The 16,244-nt window shown below is 52.8% G+C and carries 18 protein-coding genes and 1 tRNA gene; 10 read left to right on the top strand and 9 right to left on the bottom strand.

Going from position 1 to position 16,244, the window contains the following annotated elements:
- Positions 1–30: 30 nt before the first annotated feature.
- Positions 31–1,200 carry a carboxynorspermidine decarboxylase gene (nspC, locus tag NITSA_RS04730; protein WP_013553881.1) on the top strand — a complete coding sequence of 390 codons (1,170 nt, stop codon included), beginning with the start codon at positions 31–33 and terminating at the stop codon, positions 1,198–1,200.
- Positions 1,201–1,204: 4 nt separating this feature from the next.
- Here the strand turns inward: nspC and NITSA_RS04725 are convergent, their stop codons facing one another.
- Together NITSA_RS04725 and pgeF are read right to left on the bottom strand one after the other, a co-directional pair.
- Entirely contained in the window at positions 1,205–1,489 is a 285-nt protein-coding gene (locus NITSA_RS04725; protein WP_083799817.1) for an META domain-containing protein, read from the bottom strand.
- 155 nt (positions 1,490–1,644) lie between these two features.
- Positions 1,645–2,406 (bottom strand): peptidoglycan editing factor PgeF, encoded by a 762-nt coding sequence (gene pgeF / locus NITSA_RS04720; RefSeq protein ID WP_013553880.1) that lies wholly within the window; start codon positions 2,404–2,406, stop codon positions 1,645–1,647.
- Between the two features lie 63 nt (positions 2,407–2,469).
- On the opposite strand from pgeF, the gene NITSA_RS10825 reads away from it, so the two are divergent.
- Both NITSA_RS10825 and NITSA_RS04710 read left to right on the top strand, forming a co-directional pair.
- Entirely contained in the window at positions 2,470–3,699 is a 1,230-nt protein-coding gene (locus tag NITSA_RS10825; RefSeq protein ID WP_013553879.1) for an FtsW/RodA/SpoVE family cell cycle protein, read from the top strand.
- Positions 3,690–3,766: transfer RNA gene (locus NITSA_RS04710), tRNA-Ile, on the top strand. Before NITSA_RS10825 ends, NITSA_RS04710 begins: the two co-directional genes overlap by 10 nt.
- 5 nt (positions 3,767–3,771) lie before the next feature.
- On the opposite strand, the gene NITSA_RS04705 is transcribed toward NITSA_RS04710, so the two are convergent.
- The 5 genes from NITSA_RS04705 to NITSA_RS11270 form a co-directional block, all read right to left on the bottom strand.
- Positions 3,772–4,719, bottom strand: coding sequence for a helix-turn-helix transcriptional regulator (locus tag NITSA_RS04705; RefSeq protein ID WP_013553878.1), 948 nt, complete (start codon positions 4,717–4,719; stop codon positions 3,772–3,774).
- Positions 4,720–4,783: 64 nt separating this feature from the next.
- On the bottom strand, positions 4,784–5,386 hold the full coding sequence (locus tag NITSA_RS04700) for a hypothetical protein (RefSeq protein WP_013553877.1): 603 nt from the start codon (positions 5,384–5,386) through the stop codon (positions 4,784–4,786).
- Positions 5,387–5,436: 50 nt separating this feature from the next.
- Positions 5,437–6,051 carry a hypothetical protein gene (locus NITSA_RS04695; RefSeq protein WP_013553876.1) on the bottom strand — a complete coding sequence of 205 codons (615 nt, stop codon included), beginning with the start codon at positions 6,049–6,051 and terminating at the stop codon, positions 5,437–5,439.
- A 62-nt stretch (positions 6,052–6,113) separates the two neighbouring features.
- Positions 6,114–7,028 carry a hypothetical protein gene (locus tag NITSA_RS04690; RefSeq protein WP_013553875.1) on the bottom strand — a complete coding sequence of 305 codons (915 nt, stop codon included), beginning with the start codon at positions 7,026–7,028 and terminating at the stop codon, positions 6,114–6,116.
- Between the two features lie 246 nt (positions 7,029–7,274).
- Positions 7,275–7,517, bottom strand: coding sequence for a hypothetical protein (locus NITSA_RS11270; RefSeq protein ID WP_148224940.1), 243 nt, complete (start codon positions 7,515–7,517; stop codon positions 7,275–7,277).
- A gap of 226 nt (positions 7,518–7,743) precedes the next feature.
- Between NITSA_RS11270 and NITSA_RS04685 the strand changes: the two genes are divergently transcribed.
- From NITSA_RS04685 to pgsA, 4 genes are all read left to right on the top strand, one after another.
- On the top strand, positions 7,744–9,024 hold the full coding sequence (locus tag NITSA_RS04685; protein WP_042203733.1) for a M16 family metallopeptidase: 1,281 nt from the start codon (positions 7,744–7,746) through the stop codon (positions 9,022–9,024).
- Positions 9,021–9,917, top strand: coding sequence for a 4-hydroxy-tetrahydrodipicolinate synthase (gene dapA, locus NITSA_RS04680; protein WP_013553873.1), 897 nt, complete (start codon positions 9,021–9,023; stop codon positions 9,915–9,917). Before NITSA_RS04685 ends, dapA begins: the two co-directional genes overlap by 4 nt.
- 1 nt (position 9,918) lies before the next feature.
- The gene (locus tag NITSA_RS04675) at positions 9,919–10,701 is read left to right on the top strand and encodes an enoyl-ACP reductase (RefSeq protein ID WP_013553872.1); all 783 of its coding nucleotides are present in this window, start codon (positions 9,919–9,921) and stop codon (positions 10,699–10,701) included.
- 144 nt (positions 10,702–10,845) lie between these two features.
- The gene (gene pgsA / locus NITSA_RS04670; protein WP_013553871.1) at positions 10,846–11,388 is read left to right on the top strand and encodes a CDP-diacylglycerol--glycerol-3-phosphate 3-phosphatidyltransferase; all 543 of its coding nucleotides are present in this window, start codon (positions 10,846–10,848) and stop codon (positions 11,386–11,388) included.
- 3 nt (positions 11,389–11,391) lie between these two features.
- Here the strand turns inward: pgsA and NITSA_RS11510 are convergent, their stop codons facing one another.
- The gene (locus NITSA_RS11510) at positions 11,392–12,789 is read right to left on the bottom strand and encodes an endo alpha-1,4 polygalactosaminidase (protein ID WP_013553870.1); all 1,398 of its coding nucleotides are present in this window, start codon (positions 12,787–12,789) and stop codon (positions 11,392–11,394) included.
- 112 nt (positions 12,790–12,901) lie between these two features.
- Here NITSA_RS11510 and NITSA_RS04655 point away from each other — a divergent pair, with 112 nt between their 5' ends.
- On the top strand, positions 12,902–13,282 hold the full coding sequence (locus NITSA_RS04655) for a DUF6394 family protein (protein ID WP_013553869.1): 381 nt from the start codon (positions 12,902–12,904) through the stop codon (positions 13,280–13,282).
- A 6-nt stretch (positions 13,283–13,288) separates the two neighbouring features.
- A complete protein-coding gene (locus NITSA_RS04650) occupies positions 13,289–14,950 on the top strand; it encodes a potassium channel family protein (RefSeq protein ID WP_013553868.1) in 1,662 nt (553 codons plus the stop codon).
- Here the strand turns inward: NITSA_RS04650 and NITSA_RS04645 are convergent, their stop codons facing one another.
- Positions 14,951–15,403, bottom strand: coding sequence for an NUDIX hydrolase (locus NITSA_RS04645; protein ID WP_013553867.1), 453 nt, complete (start codon positions 15,401–15,403; stop codon positions 14,951–14,953).
- Positions 15,404–15,484: 81 nt separating this feature from the next.
- Between NITSA_RS04645 and NITSA_RS04640 the strand changes: the two genes are divergently transcribed.
- Complete coding sequence (locus tag NITSA_RS04640) at positions 15,485–16,183, top strand: hypothetical protein (protein ID WP_013553866.1); 699 nt, start codon at positions 15,485–15,487, stop codon at positions 16,181–16,183.
- Positions 16,184–16,244: the final 61 nt, after the last annotated feature.

The following is a 16,244-nucleotide window of genomic DNA, read 5'->3' as shown; positions in this document are numbered from 1 at the left end:
CTCTAATGGGAAATTGGGGATAATCCCCCTATGAAAAGTCCCAAACCCTCCAGCCATATCACTTCCGAAATCCTCAGCAAGCTTCCCAGCCCCTGCTGGGTCCTGGAGGAGCATCTACTCGAATATAACCTCCAAATCCTCTCCGCCATCAAAGAGGCCACCGGAGTCAAAATCCTCCTGGCGCTCAAAGGCTACGCGCTGTGGCACAGCTTTCCCCTCGTCAGAGAATATCTCGACGGCTGCTGCGCCAGCGGGCTTTGTGAAGCGCGACTTGCCGCCGAAGAGTTCGGCAAAGAAGTCCACACCTACTCCCCCGCTTTCAAAGAAGAGGAGATCGACGAAATCGCCCGGCTCAGCCACCATCTGGTCTTCAACTCCCCGGCCCAGTTGCAGCGTTTCGGTGCCGCCGCCAAAGCGGCCAACCCCGCCCTCTCCCTCGGCCTGCGGGTCAATCCCGAATACTCCGAAGCCCCTGTCGAGCTCTACAACCCCTGCGGCGCCTACTCCCGTCTCGGCACCCTTGCCGGGGATCTGGATGAAGCAAGTGTTGATCAGATCGAAGGGCTCCATTTCCACGCCCTTTGCGAACAGGACGCTTCAGCCCTGGAGGGAGTGCTGGGGGTTTTTGAAGAGAAGTTCGGCCGATGGCTCCCACAGCTCAAATGGGTCAATTTCGGCGGCGGCCACCACATCACCCGAAGCGACTATGACCGGGAGAAACTCATTGCCCTACTCAAGGATTTCCGACGCCGCCATCCCCATCTCGAGCTCTACCTGGAACCCGGCGAAGCGGTGGGCTGGGAGACAGGGCCTCTGGTCGCTACCGTCCTCGATATCGTCCACAACGGTATCGACATCGCCATTCTCGATACTTCCGCCGAGGCCCATATGCCCGATACCATCATTATGCCCTACCGTGCCCAAGTGCGGGGAGCCGGGAAAGCCGGAGAGAAGTCCTACACTTACCGGCTGGGGGGCAACACCTGTCTAGCAGGGGACATTATGGGAGACTACAGTTTCGACCGGCCGCTGAAGATCGGAGACCGCATCCTCTTTGAAGATCAGATGCACTATACGATGGTCAAAGCGACTACCTTCAACGGCATCCCCCTTCCCTCCATCGCCACCCTCCACCGCGACGGCTCTCTCAGCATCGATCGACGCTTCGGCTACAACGACTTCAAAAGCCGGTTGGGGTGAGGCTCTAGCGTCTCCCCCGCGCAAAGATCAACAAGACAGACCCTCCGCCGCCCAACAGCAACAGCCGCCGACCTCCCGCCTCAAGCCTGTAGCTCCGAACTTTTTTGAGCATGGTTTGATAACGGTTCTCCAGGGAGAGTGCGGGGCAGGCCATCATCGTTTTGATCCCGGGACGCAAACGCAGGTTTTTGCCTTGTTTCTCATAAATTCCTCCCATTCTGTTACACCCCAGGAAAGCACCATATCTTCCTTTGTCCAGCCACAAATCAGCCCCCACGGGCACTGCCATTTTCGAAAAACCAAAACTTTACAGCGACCACCTGATTCCTTCGATCTTCCCCGGAGAGGAGAAGGATGGAGTCGTTGATCCGCAGCCGATCATTAACAAAGCGACAATACCGATAGCCAAGTTTTTCGCATACTTCATTGCTTTCCCTTATTTTTTTATAAACTTTCCAACATAATTGCACTCATAAAGCGACCGCCGCATCCTCCCTCTGCCCGATAGGAGAAGAAAAACTCCCGTTCACAGGCGGTGCAAACGTCGGAGAGTTCAATATTTGCTTCCTCGAGCCCCGCTTCGTATAGCTGCGCGGCGTTGACCCGTTTGAGATCGAGCATCGGTTTCCCCCGAGGCCCAGGCTGGACCGCCCCTTCAATCATTTGAAAATGGCCAGCCACCTCTTCACCCACTTCATAGCAGCACCCTCCGATGGAGGGGCCGATGTAGGCAAGCATCTTCCCGGGATCGGCACCGTAGCGTCGCTTCATCGCTCCGACACACTTGATAACGATCGCCAGACGGCTCCCCTGCCACCCTGCATGGACCGCCCCGATTACCCTGCGCTCGGGTTCATAGAGCAGGATCGGTACACAATCAGCCGTCAAAATCGTCAGTACCACCTGCGGCAGATCGGTGATGAGGGCATCGGCCCGCAGAGTCTCATCCAGGCTCTCCCAGCCGCGGTTTTCAACCGACTCCACGGCATAGATCCTGTCACTGTGGACCTGGAGCGCCGAAACGAAACGGGCCTCTTTCCCAAAAAAACGCTGAAGTTCCCGCCGATTTTCCAACACGGCTTCCGAGCTTTCTCCCGTATGCAGCGCCAGAGAAAAAGAGAGCTTTTCCCCGCTCTTCTTTTGGGTGATACAGTGCCTCAGTCCTTTTTGGCTTTTTAATATTTGCGAATATGTCAACTCCAACACTTTGCTCACTCTCCCCGGCATACGTTCTGATATAATAGCGCAACTTTTAGCGAAGAGAGGCCCATGCACCTGGACTGGAAAGAGGTATCCAACTACCTTAAAATACTTCCGAAAAACTTCGACTACCTCCTCATTCTCCAGATCATTCCCCTCCTGATCATCTCTTCGATCCTCATCAAAGAGATCAACCCGGCTCTCTTTACCAAACAGATGATCTACTATACCGTGGGGGCTATGGCTTTCCTCATCGCCGTCTTCATCCCCTGGGAGCGGATCCTCTGGTGGTTCGCCCCCCTGAGCTATCTGCTCAACCTGCTACTCCTCCTCGCCGTCGATGTGGCAGGCAAATCGATCCTGGGGGCCCGGCGCTGGCTCCCCATCCCGGGCACCGGGATGACGGTGCAACCCTCAGAATTCATCAAGATCAGCGTCCTGCTGATGCTGGCTTATCTGATCTACCGTAATCCCCCGCCCAAAGAGGGCTACGGCTTCAAAGACTTTCTCAAGCTCTCGGTCATCATCATTATCCCCTTCCTCCTCATCGCCAAAGAGCCCGATCTCGGTACCGCGATGGTCCTGCTGCTGACGGGCTACGGGGTGCTCTTTCTCGTGGGGGTACGCTGGCGGGTCTGGTTTACTGTTTTGCTCTTGACGGCTCTTGCCGCTCCGGTGCTCTACAACCACCTCCACGACTATCAGAAAAAGCGGATCAGTGACTTCCTCGGCAAACCCAGCTACCACGTCCGCCAGGCCCTCATCGCCATCGGTTCCGGAGGCCTGGAGGGCAAACCCAAGGAGGAGGCGACCCAGACCCAGCTCAAATTCCTCCCCATCTCCTCCAGTGACTTCATCTTCGCCTATCTGGGGGAACGCTTCGGCTTCAAAGGGATGCTCACGGTCATCACCCTCTATATCCTGCTGATCGTCCACCTGCTCTATCTCTCCAGGATCTACGAGCAGAACTATCTCATCAAGACCGTCGCGGGAGGGATCGCTTTTCTCATCTTCATCTATATGGGGGTCAACATCGCTATGATCATCGGTATGGCACCCGTGGTGGGGGTCCCCCTGCCTATGTTCAGCCACGGGGGAACCTCTTTCATCATCTTCGCGGTGCTCTTCGGGATCCTGATCAATCTCATTGCCTTCCGGCGCTATTTCCAGTATAATGCCGACGCGAAAATCACGATGATGGGCAAGGGAGAGCTCCAGCAGCCCTCCCCCAACCTCCCCCGTCCCATCCGTGAGCGCCGACGGCGCAAAGAGGGCACCTCCCCTTCCGAGGGTCTTTAGCTCAGTTGGTTAGAGCTCCCGGCTCATAACCGGGCGGTCCCGGGTTCGAGTCCCGGAGGACCCACCACTTATTTACTCTTCCAACCACTTTCTTACATCATTTTCGATCTGTTCTTTGATCTTTAACGGTTCCAAAACTTTGAGATGGGGCATCCAATATTTGACGATAGGAATGATCTCCATCGGATGGGTGATCTGCAACAGCACTTCGATGCTGCCGTCAGCATCTTCGCCAATGATACTCTGCGTAGGAGAGATGGGTTTGAGACGGAAATATCGGGCCACCTCGGCATCAATGAAGAGCCGCACGTCGATGGGGTCGTTGGCCGGCTCGAACCAGACGTTGGCAGCATTATGAACTTTTTTCTCCAAATCTTCCGAGAGCTCGAAACGCTCCTCTTTGACCGTCACATCCGAGATTTTGCGCAGCAGGTATTTTTTGACCCGGTTGTTACGGGCATCCTGGGCGATGACGTACCAGAAACCCTCGAAATTGGCGATCTTGAGGGGTTTGATCTCGATTCGCTTCGCCTCCTCGCCCATCCGATAACGGCACTCCACCACCCTCCGCTCACGGATCGCCCGCTCGATCAAAATCGCCTCGTCGAGTTTGGGTCCGATATCTTCCATATCCAGCTTGGTATAAAAAGGATTGGCCGAGGCGTGACGAAGCTTCTCCAGCAATGGATGGGCCCGGGCATAGAACTCTCTCCCCTGCTTCCGGCTCATTTCCTCCAGCAGCTCCAGCACCGTCACCTCTTCGTCGGAAAGATCACTTTGATCTGCCACAGAATCGAGCATAAAGCGATCCCCCTCGTGCCGGATGGGAAAGTGGGAGAGTCGCTCGTTGATATAGCGCTGCATCGTCCGCAGGCTAACGCCATATTCCTGCGCCAGCTCCTTTTTGGAGAGCACTTCTCCGCTATAGAGCCGCGCCAGGATCTGAGCCAGGCGTTCGTTTCCTTTGGCGTAGCGGCGTTTGCGGGTGGCTTTGCTGGTTCTGCTTTTCGGTTGATTCACACTGGCTTTCCTTTCCGGACTTGCACCTCAATACTATACTATCTCTCTGTTTTCACTTATTATCTTATCTCTTGGCTTCATCCAGCAAGTAAATTTTATTTAAATTGTAATCCTTTAAAAGTATAGCTTTTTGGGTAAACTCTTTAGAAATATCCTCTGTCAAGATTTTCAAAAAATCAGAAGATATTCCGATTACATCTATTGAAAAAGATTTATCATCCCACTGGTGTCCGGCTTCATCGATGTATCGTCCTTTGAAAAAACTACCGATTGAATATCCGAGTTCACTAAGTCTGAATTTATCTTTTGATTTTCTGATAATTTTTTCAAATTTTTCATCACTCTTTATGCGGATATCCAATATTTGAAAATATCTCTTTATATCAGATATGAACTTTTTGTTTTCATCAGGATCTAAATCGATAGGAAAAACAATAGTTCCTCCCCTCTGTAACTCTTCTTCTTTGGGCATGCTATAATCGATGCCGTTACAATAATTATATCCTCGTGCCCTTTCCCATTTATCATTGGCACTCACTTCCTGTCCATAAGCTACCTTGGCATAAAAGACCGAACTTGCAGGAAATTTTCTTCCTTTTGGATGCAACTCTCGAGTGATATCTTTCCAATGCTTATTCTTTTTAAGTTTATTTAGAATAGAGAACAAATTACATCCTTCCATCATTTGTCAAGTTGCAACTTGATCAAACAATATCATCATCTCATCATCAATATAGCAACTGATGCCCATACATTACAGTCATCTTCATCTGGAAAAATATCATATTCTAATTTTATCTTCAACTGTGGAGCAAACTCATTTAGGTAGTCCTTGGTTTGCTCATAAAGTGTTTTTATCCTGTTATCCATTTTTTCCTCTGCATTTCCAGAATAATAGTTGCTAATATAAAATGTTGAAATTCCAAATTGTATATCTGATTCTTTTTTGAGAATTTCGATAATCCTATCTATGTCTGCAGAAAAACTATTAAACTTATAGACTCTATGTTTTACCTCAATGATACCTCTTGGTATATAGTTTCCCCACCATACAACAATATCAGCTCTGCCGTTTTGCCGCATATAACCAGATTGTCTTCCTTTCAAATTTGCATTCGCATTTTTTAATGTCTTTTTTACATTATCTTCAAGCGTGATATACTTTGAGCCATCTATCATAGCAAGCTCTTTTGCTATATTTACAGTAAGTAAATACTCAGGAGCTTTCCCCAGCCAGCAACCTCCACTCCATTCTTCATACTCCTCAAAAGATTGCCTTATTCCATCCAGACAAGCATCAACAATGCGGCTCGTACTCACTGCTCGTGACATTTCGCCCCCCTCCACTTTTATTTTGAGTTTTATAATAACAATTATTTACTTATAAATTTTAATCAAATACCAATTATTGCTCTCAATATAAGTTCACCATTCCTTATATTCTCTTCAATGGATTTAACCATCATTACCTCAATACCTCTATCTTTTGCAATCTTGTGATGAACTTTATTCAGTACTTGTTCAAATACTTTCTCAGAATTTTCTATCCCTGTCATTATATGAAGAGCATATCCCTTGATTTGTATCACTTCGTCTGTCACTGTATCGATGAGGGAATCAATCATCTGCTCAATATCATTTCCTCGCAGATGAGCGACAACCGCACTGTCTCCAAATTTGAAAATGTCTATCAGCTTCTCTCTGCTGACTGACGAACCCCCTTTCTCCTTCTTTGAGATCATAAGCTCGATAGTCTCTTCGATCCTTAGCCAGAGTAGATCATTGGGCGGTCTTCTGTCATCCCAAAGATATGCGAGCAATTCTGTGATATCGATACGGAGAGTGGTAATACGATCGTTGCGCTCTATGTAGTTGACCAGATCGATTCTCGTATAGAGTTCACTCTTCTCATAGCTGTCGATCAGAACCCCTTTGTCGAAGTTCAGCTCGATATACCGAATCTCATGCAGATACTCACCCTGATGTTGATAAGTCTTGCATATGCGCCTATCCTCGATAAGGATTTCCATTCTATCGACCCAGTCGGCAAAAACCTTTTCTATAGTTCCAAATACCTCTTTGTGAAACTCTTCCGAATAAAGCTTCGTCAAATAGAGCTTCCCATCCTCAAGACTCCACTCTTTTTTATATCTCCAGGGTGCGCTGGTGTAGGGCAAAAGTTCCTTTTCCTGATTACAACGATTGATGCGTTCCCTTAGCTCATCGGTAATCGGAGCACTCAGCACCCCATAGCTTTTTCCCTTGTATTTCAAATATCCCCATATCGTGTCTTTAGATGGAATACTCATTATCGTCCTTTTGTATATTTGTATTATTTTACAGAATAAATATGACAACTTTTTGTCAGGTTTGTGAAGAATATTTTGTTTACATTTCAGTCAATTTTAATTCTCATCCTATTCCTATTTCCTACTATGCCTAAAAAACCACGCTCATAGGCCTACCCTCCGTATCGAAGACGAAAACTTTTCCATCGCTGTGGTGGTGGGCATAACGCCGGATCTTTCCTCAGAGCGGTAGATCACCACCGCTCTCTATGTAGTGACAGCGCACGAGACCGCCGACCATTTCCAGGACCTCCTCGATCGGCTTGCCGTAGATCTCCTTCTTCCGATACGAAGACGGCGGCGGAACTCCAGCATCGCCAGGGCGAAGATCGGCTGGTTTCGGCGTTTGAAATCGGTATCGACGAAGATGTATGGCTGCTTCCGACGACACATTTTTTCAGCAGGCCCGGGGTGTCTCACCATCGAGACATCACTATCGTAGCGCAGCAAGATGACAGCTTCGTGTCATATTTCACTGATCTCATTTCATCTATTCCAAAAAATCCACCCTAACCATTAGCCCAAATTCGCTATCCTTCCACTACGAAAACAGGTGACAATCTTTTTGGAAAAGCAGACAATGTTCACACACTTCCCAAAGCATCTCTTCACAAGAGGCACAACCCACACCCTACTACTTACGACAGCCCTGCTGTGGCTGTTCACTGGAGCGCTCATGGCAAATTCACTACCCAAGTACTACCACCAAACCCTCGACAACGGCCTGGAGGTCTATGCCATTCCCCTCGAAAACGGCACCGGGGTCATCACCACCGATATCTTCTACAAGGTCGGTTCCCGCAACGAGATCCTGGGCAAGACCGGCATCGCCCATATGCTCGAGCATATGAACTTCAAATCGACCGAGCACCTCAAAGAGGGGGAGTTCGACAAGATCGTCAAAGCCCACGGCGGGGTCAACAACGCCTCCACCGGCTTCGACTACACCCACTATTTCATCAAGTCCAGCACCCAGAATATGAAGATGGCGATGGAGCTCTACGCCGAGCTGATGGCCCACCTCAAGCTCAGCGACGAAGAGTTCCAAAAAGAGCGCAAAGTGGTCGCCGAGGAGCGGCGCTGGCGTACCGACAACAACCCCATCGGTTATCTCTATTTCCGCCTGTTTAATACCCACTACGTGGAGCACAGTTACCACTGGACCCCGATTGGATTTATGCACGATATCCAGAGCTGGAACATAGAGGACCTCCGGGAATTCCACGCCCGTTTCTACCGCCCCGATAACGCCATCCTCATTGTCGCCGGCGACGTGAACCCTGACGAAGTCTTCAAGACCGCTGGGGAGACCTTCGGCAAGATCTCAGCCCCCAAAGAGAGCTGCCACTGCTCCCTCATCACCACCAACAAACCCCACGAGCCCGCCCCCGACGGAGCCAAACGGGTGATCCTCCACAAAGAGAACAACACCGCCGAGACGATCGCCATCGCCTACTCCATCCCCGATTTCCGCCACAAGGACCAGGTGGTCCTCTCCATGATCTCCGAGATTCTCAGCAGCGGTAAAAGCGGACGGCTCTATCAGGAATTGGTGCAGAAGCGTTCTCTGGCCACCCAGGTCTACGGCTACAATATGGAGCTGCGGGACCCCGGAGTTTTTATTTTTATGGCGGTCGCCAACCCCGGTGTCAAGGCCGAGGAGTTGGAAAAGGCGATCCTGGAGCAGATCGAGCGGATCAAAAAAGAAGGCGTCACCGAGGAGGAACTGCGCAAAATCCGACTCAATACCAAGGTCGATTTCATCCACGAACTGGAGAGCTCATCCTCTACCGCGACGCTCTTTGGGTCCTATCTGGCACGGGGCGATCTGAAACCCCTGCTGGAGTATGAGGAAGATTTGGATAAAATTACCCCCGAAATGGTCAAAGAGGTGGCTCGAAAATACTTCGACAACTCCACATCGACCACCATTATTCTCAGGAGCAATTCGAAATGAGTTCCATGATTTGCGGGGCGATGACCGCCCTGATTACCCCCTTTCGCAACGGCGAGCTGGATGAAGCGACCTACGCCGACCTGATTCGCCGCCAGATCGCACACGGCATGGATGCCGTCGTCCCCGTCGGCACTACCGGAGAGAGCGCCACCCTCAGCCACGATGAGCACAAACGCTGCATCGAGATCGCGGTGGAAGTCTGCCGGGACAGCGGCGTCAAGGTGATTGCCGGGGCCGGATCCAACGCCACCCACGAAGCGATCGACATCGCCCGCCACGCCCAGGAGTGCGGTGCTCACGCCATCCTCTCCGTCGCCCCCTACTACAACAAACCCTCCCAGGAGGGCCTCTACCAGCACTACAAGGCGATCGCCGAAGCCATCGAAATCCCCGTGATGCTCTACAATGTGCCGGGGCGTACCTCCGTCGATATCCAGCCCGCCACGGTCTTCCGCCTCTTCGACGAAGTGGAAAACATCTACGCCATCAAAGAGGCGACCGGCTCGATGGAGCGGGCAGTCGACCTGCTGGCTGCCCGTCCCGAGCTCTGCCTCGTCAGCGGCGACGATGCCATCGACTATCCTCTCCTGGCCAACGGCGCCAAGGGGGTCATCTCCGTCACTGCCAACCTCCTGCCCGATTTGAAATCGAAGCTGGTCCATACAGCCCTGGCGGGCGACTTGGCCGCTTCCAAAGCGATCAACGACTCCCTCTATCCCATCAACAAAGCGATGTTCGTCGAATCCAACCCCATCCCCGTCAAGGCGGCGATGTATCTCGCCGGGCTCCTGCCCACCCTCGAATACCGCCTCCCCCTGGTGCCCCCCAGCGCCGAGAATATGAAAAAGATCGAAGCGGCGATTCAAAACTACACCATCCCCGGAGTGAAATAGAATGTATGAAACTATGAAAGGCAAGACCCTGGTGATTACCGGGGCCACCAAAGGCATCGGCAAAGCCACCGCCGAGAAATTCGCCCAAAACGGCGTCAATGTCGCCCTGACCTACAATTCCAACAAGGAAGCGGCGGAGAACTTCGCCAAAGAGCTGGAGGAGACCTACGGCATCAAAGCCCGCGCCTATGCGCTGGATATCCTCGATACCGACCAGTTCAAACCCCTGTTTGAAGCGATCGACGAGGATTTTGACCGGGTGGATTTCTTCGTCTCCAACGCTATGATCTACGGCCGACCTGTCGTAGGCGGTTACGGGAAATTTATGAAACTGCGCCCCAAAAAGGGCCTGGCCAATATCTATATGGCCACCGTGGGCGCCTTCGTCGCCGGGAGTCAGGAAGCGGCCAAGCGGATGCAAAAAGTGGGCGGCGGCGCCATCGTGACGCTGAGCTCCACCGGCAACCGTATCTACATCGAAAACTACGCCGGCCACGGCACCAACAAAGCCGCCGTGGAAGCGATGGCCCGCTATGCGGCAGTGGAGCTGGGTGAATGGAACATCCGGGTCAACGCCGTCAGCGGCGGCCCCATCGAGACCGACGCTCTGCGGGCCTTTACCAACTACGAAGAGGTCAAAGCCGAAACCATCAAACGCTCCGCTCTCAATCGAATGGGCACCCCCGAGGACCTCGCCGGAGCCATTCTCTTCCTCTGCAGCGACGACGCAAGCTGGATCACCGGCCACACCCTTGTGGTCGACGGAGGAACGACGTTCCGCTGATCAGCGGAACGGATGGAGGATTGATGATGGAGAGATGGAAGATGTATAGCATAAAAAACGAAGCAACAATATCCACTACAAAAAATTCCTCATTCCTCATTCCTCATTCCTCATTTGTTATACAAAACGACTCAAGGAGTCGTTTTGTATAACATCCCCAATCTCCTCGCCTTCATCCGCCTGCTCTGCGCGCCACTGATGTATCTTCTGCTGGTCAACCGGGACCTGCCTATCTTTGCCGGAATCCACTACAGTTGGCTCGATTATGCGGCGGCCTTTCTCTTCGTCCTGGCCAGCGCCACCGACTTTTTCGACGGCTACATTGCGCGAACCTTCGATCAGGTGACCGTCCTGGGCGCCATCCTCGATCCCTTAGCCGACAAGATGCTGACTCTGGCGGGCTTTTTGGGGCTGATGCTCCTGGGCCGGGCCGATCCCTGGGCCATCTACCTGATCCTCACCCGGGAACTCTTCATCACCGGACTGCGGGTCTCGGCCGTCAGCCACGGCATCGACATCTCCGCCAGCTGGATGGGCAAGGTCAAAACCGTCAGCCAAATGTTCGCCATCGGCTTTCTGCTTATGGAGTGGCCCGGCGGCACCTTCCTGCTCTGGATCGCCGTGGCTCTGACCCTCTACAGCGGTTACGAGTATGTGCGGGATTTCTTCCGCAAAGCGACGCTCTGATCTTTAGTCACAGCTGTATCGAAACGATCCGTCCAATTCCCTCGGCAGGACCAGCGTGGAAAATTTCCTCTCTTTCGCATCCTGACAGAGCGCATCTCTCGCCCCGTCGGTGTTTTTTACATATTTTTCCGCATATTCGGCATTGAAAACCGCCTTTCCCGCTTCGATGAAGGGGCTCAGGCGATCGCACTCCCCATATTCGTGACACTGCTCATTGAGGGCGAAATCGAACCAGGGCTCCAGGACTTTCACCTGTTCCAGATCGTTTTTCAACCCGATGGAGAGCCCCCTTTTGTGGGCTTCGCGTGCCAAAAACCGATTATAGTCGATCTGATCCCGTGCACTCAGATTGAAACCAGTTTCGTTGGCGTAACCGTCCACATTGTCCGGTTCCACCCCGTCGCAGCCTTTGCCGAGAGCCAAATCGAGCCGTTTTTTCATCAAAGAGCGGACAGCCGGATCGCGAATATCGAGCCAGAGTTCATCCCATCTGTCCATTTTTCGGCCTTTGACCCGCTCCGGGAAGGCTTCGGCATCCGGGCGCCACGATTCCCAACTCCCGGCACTGAAATAGCAGATCACCTTTTGTCCCTCACTGTGTAGCTGCCGAATCTCCTCCTCTTGCGTATCAAAGAGATCGATATCATAATAATCGACATCATACGAGGTATTCAAATCTCCCTGCAACTGCCATTGCCAACGGCTCTCAGGCGGGATATAGGCGTCGGGATCGGGCCAGTGGACTCCGCTTCGGGTGACGATCTCTTTCCAGGGGCCCTCGGGCACTTCCGATTCATCCACGAAACGCCAATCGACCCGGTCGATATCTTCGACTCCCAGATAATCCCTGATTGCGGGAGAGAGATCGATCCCGGCATGGTCGTTGATCCTGTTTTTCGGTCGCGCGGTACCGAAAACATATTCGCTGTCATTCGTTTCGAACGGCCCGGCATCTTCCCATTGGGCATAGACCGTTTTCCCATCTTTGCTGATCTCCACCCAGTGATTTTTGCAAAGAGATTCTCTCGGATCTTCATCGTTGTACCAGGGAATGATTTTCTTCAACCCCTTTTTCCGCTGCCCCTGCTCATCCAGGTCGTTGAAGGGAAGCGCGACGTAAAACGGGTTCTCATAGGGTATAAACCCCGCCGGAAGATAACCGTTGCGATGCTCGGGGTCATCCACGCCGCCGTAGCTCAATGTCCAGAGCCCATCCCAGGCACTCGGCTGGTTGGAGATCCCGCCGTTGGCGGGACCCGCTTCTTCTCCCACCCAGAAAATCGTCGAAGTGATCGAACGATGAAGCAATGCACTCTGACCGGAATCTTTCCCGCCGCCTCCGCCTCCGCCGCAGCCGGTAAACAGAACGATGGCCAGGCCAACTCCTATCACTCTACGCATCAGAAAATCCTTTTCTATTGGAGTCCTTATAGGCTATTGTAGCACGGTACCTTTTTAAATGCCTCTCTAAGTCTTTTGATTCTAAACTGTCATAATTCATCAAGGAGTCAGAATGAATACTGAAAAGGTGATTTCCGGATTTTTCTTTATCCTCGCTATGACGATCAACTTCGGATTCGTCTACGGTGATCCCGCCAATCTGGAATACCACAGCGGTTACGAACTCTTCGCCGCCATCGTCATCAACCTCATCGCCACCATCCTCAAACTCGGCGACAAGACCCAGCTGGGATCGGTCCTCTTGGCCACCAGCCTCGTCGCCGATATCCAGCTCATCGCCTCGGCCACGGTCTGGGCTTTCGCCGTCTATGTAATGGGCGGGATGAACGTCGAGAGCACCGTCGCCGTCGTCTCCCTGGCCGCCGGGGCCTTCATCGCCAACATCGTCTCGGTGACTCTGTTTATAGGGGACACCCTCAAATCCAAACGATAAGCACCGATGGATAACGCCAGCAACAACACCATCTGGATCATCATCCGCCGGATGCGGGTGCCCTTCCTGGTCATCATCGTCACTTTCTCCATCTCGATCCTGGGACTCACCCTGATCCCCGGGATGGACGATCAGGGCCACCCCTACAAGATGACCTTCTTCGACGCTTTTTACTTCGTCAGTTATATGGCGTCGACCATCGGCTTCGGGGAAGCTCCCTACACCTTCACCTATCCCCAGCGGATGTGGGTTTCGGCCTGTATCTACCTGACGGTCATCGGCTGGTTCTACGGCATCGGAGCCATCGTGGCTCTTGTACAGGACAAACGCCTCGCCCGGGAGATCGATATCGCCCGCTTCCGCAAAAAGATCCAGGAGATCAGAGAACCTTTTACTATCATCCTGGGGTACAACAACGTCACCCATCAGATTATCGACTGGCTCAACCGTGAGGGGATCCGGGTCGTCGTCGTGGACAAAGACGAAGCGAAGGTCGAAGCACTCGATCTGGAGAATTTCATCCCGGAAGTCCCCTCCCTCGCCGCGGATGTCACCACCCCTGAGACCCTCAAAATGGCCGGGATCCACCAAAAAAACTGCCAAGCCCTCGTCTCCCTCTTCGATGACGACATCAAAAACACCAAGATCGCTCTGCTAGCCAGGCTGCTCAACAAACGGATCAAACTGGTCATCAAATCGACCACACAGACCCAGAGTGAACACTTGCACAACCTGGGGGTCCGCTACATCGAGGACCCCTTTCAATTCATCTCTAACCGTATGTATCTGGCCCTTACCGCTCCCAGCCTCTGGCTGCTGGAGATGTGGACCTTCGGCCATATCCTCAAGGTGAGAGGACGGGAAACGCTCCCCCGCGGCAAATACATCATTTGCGGTTACGGACGGATGGGACACGCGCTGGAGCGGGCACTGAAAAAAGCCGGAATGCCCTACTCCCATATCGACATCAAATCGACCGACTACAAAGAAGAGAAGCAAAGTGCCGTCTTCGGCGACGCCGAGGATTACAAAGCGCTCCTCAAAGCGGGGATCAAAGAGGCGGCCGCTATCATCGCCGCTACCAAAGACGACCTGATCAACCTCACCATCCTCACCACCGCCAAGAAGCTCAATCCCAAGATCTACACCATCGGGCGGGAGAATACCCTCGACGACCTGAGCATCTTCAAAGCAGCCCGGATCAACCGGGTCTATATCCTGGAGCAGATCCTGGCGGAGTTTACCTATCTCTTCATCGCCCGGCCCCTCGCCTATCGCTTCGTCCGGCTTCTGCATACCAAAGACGAGGCCTGGGGTCATCAACTGGTGGAGCGGATGCACCAAACCCTGGGGGAGAACCCCCTGCACTTCGAGATCCCCCTCGATGAAGAGCACGCCTACGCTCTGCACCGCGAGCTCAGCCGCGGACGGACGATCCGCCTGGGAGAGATCCTCCGCTCCCGAGCTGAGCGTAGTCAGCCTCTGCCGGCTATCGTTCTGCTCTGCAAGGAGGATGAACATCGGATCCATCTCCTCCCCACCGACGATCTGGAGCTCAAACCCGGTATGAAGCTCTTCATCGCCGCTCTGGAGGAGAGCAAAACCGACTTCGAATACATCGTCAACAACTATTACGAGCTCGAATACGTCCTTACCGGAAAGGGTTAATCAACCCTTGAGCTTCTCTTCCAGCCTATCCAAAAAAGGAAGCTGGCTCTTGACCAGAATTTCACGTGCCCTCTCCAGAGGCATCCAGGCGGCCCGGTCCACTTCAGGAAAGCTCTCTTCTTTTCCCGAATGAGGGGGCCACTCGAGGGTAAAAGTATTGGAGTGGATCTCGGTGGAGAGATCGGGATCCTCCGTGGTGTAGATAAGCAGCTTCTTGCTCCCTGATCGCCCCTCACCCAAAAACTCCAAAGGCCCCTCGATCCTTTGCCCTGTCTCTTCGGAAAATTCCCGCCGGGCCGCCTGCTCGGAAGTCTCTGCCTCCTCGACGATCCCTTTGGCGATACTCCAGGAGCGATCTTTGTTCCGCCAGTAGGGTCCGCCCATATGGACCAAATAGACTTCTATACCCTCTTTGCCCTTCCGATAGGGGAGAATCCCCGCGCTTTGAACCATTTTCACTCCTTATGCAACTTAGATCACCCCTCTTTGGGTGCACGCGTGTTATAGTATGACAAAAATTCACAGGAGAGAAAAATGGAGATCAAAATTCATCTTGAAGCCGGCGCAGCGAAAGTCGGACTCTACAATCTCGACCAGCTGGAGCTCGAAGGGATCGATAGCGATGCCTATGACCTGGAGGACCGGGAGGATCTGCAACGCTATATCGAAGATGTCAACGCCCTCGTCGAAAGCCAGGAGCTCGACCTCCTGGAGGCAGCCTGCGTCGTCACAGGGGCCAATCCCGAAGAAGTAGACCTCCTGGGCGTCTCTGTCGACGATGGAGAGGAGCAGGAGCTCAGCTACGATACCCTGACCCTCAAAAACCTCTCTGTCGATGAGCCCCTGGGGATCATCGAGCGTGCGGAGGTCGGAGAGATCTTCTATATCCGCAGTGAAGAGGGGCGGGGAATCTGGGACCTCTATACCGAAAGCGACGAAGAGGAGTTCTCCCCCGAAAAGATCGAGATGGGGTACTACGACTGTGCCCAAACCCTCGATACGTACGAACTTCTCACCGAGAGTTACTATGATTATCTCTGTGATACCTTCGTACCCGGCAAGTGCAGTTATGCCGGCACTCCTTTCGAAATCGACAATTTCGACTACAAACCCGCCCTCATCATCGGTTCGCTTTACCGGGTCATCCTCGATCCCGAGAGCGGAGAGAAGACCCTGGAGCGCCTCCCCTGCCCGCCTCAGCTCTTCCTGGATGAATCGGAGGAGGAGGTCTGAAGCCCCCTTCTCCATCCTCTTGGAAGATCGTAAGGAAAAAAGAGTAAAATACGCACCGAAT

The sequence above is a fragment of the Nitratifractor salsuginis DSM 16511 genome (genome assembly GCF_000186245.1).
GTDB classification, from domain to species: Bacteria; Campylobacterota; Campylobacteria; order Campylobacterales; family Sulfurovaceae; genus Nitratifractor; species Nitratifractor salsuginis.
The sequence above is the reverse complement of the archived record's forward strand: the minus strand, read 5'-3'. Positions and strand labels throughout refer to the sequence as shown.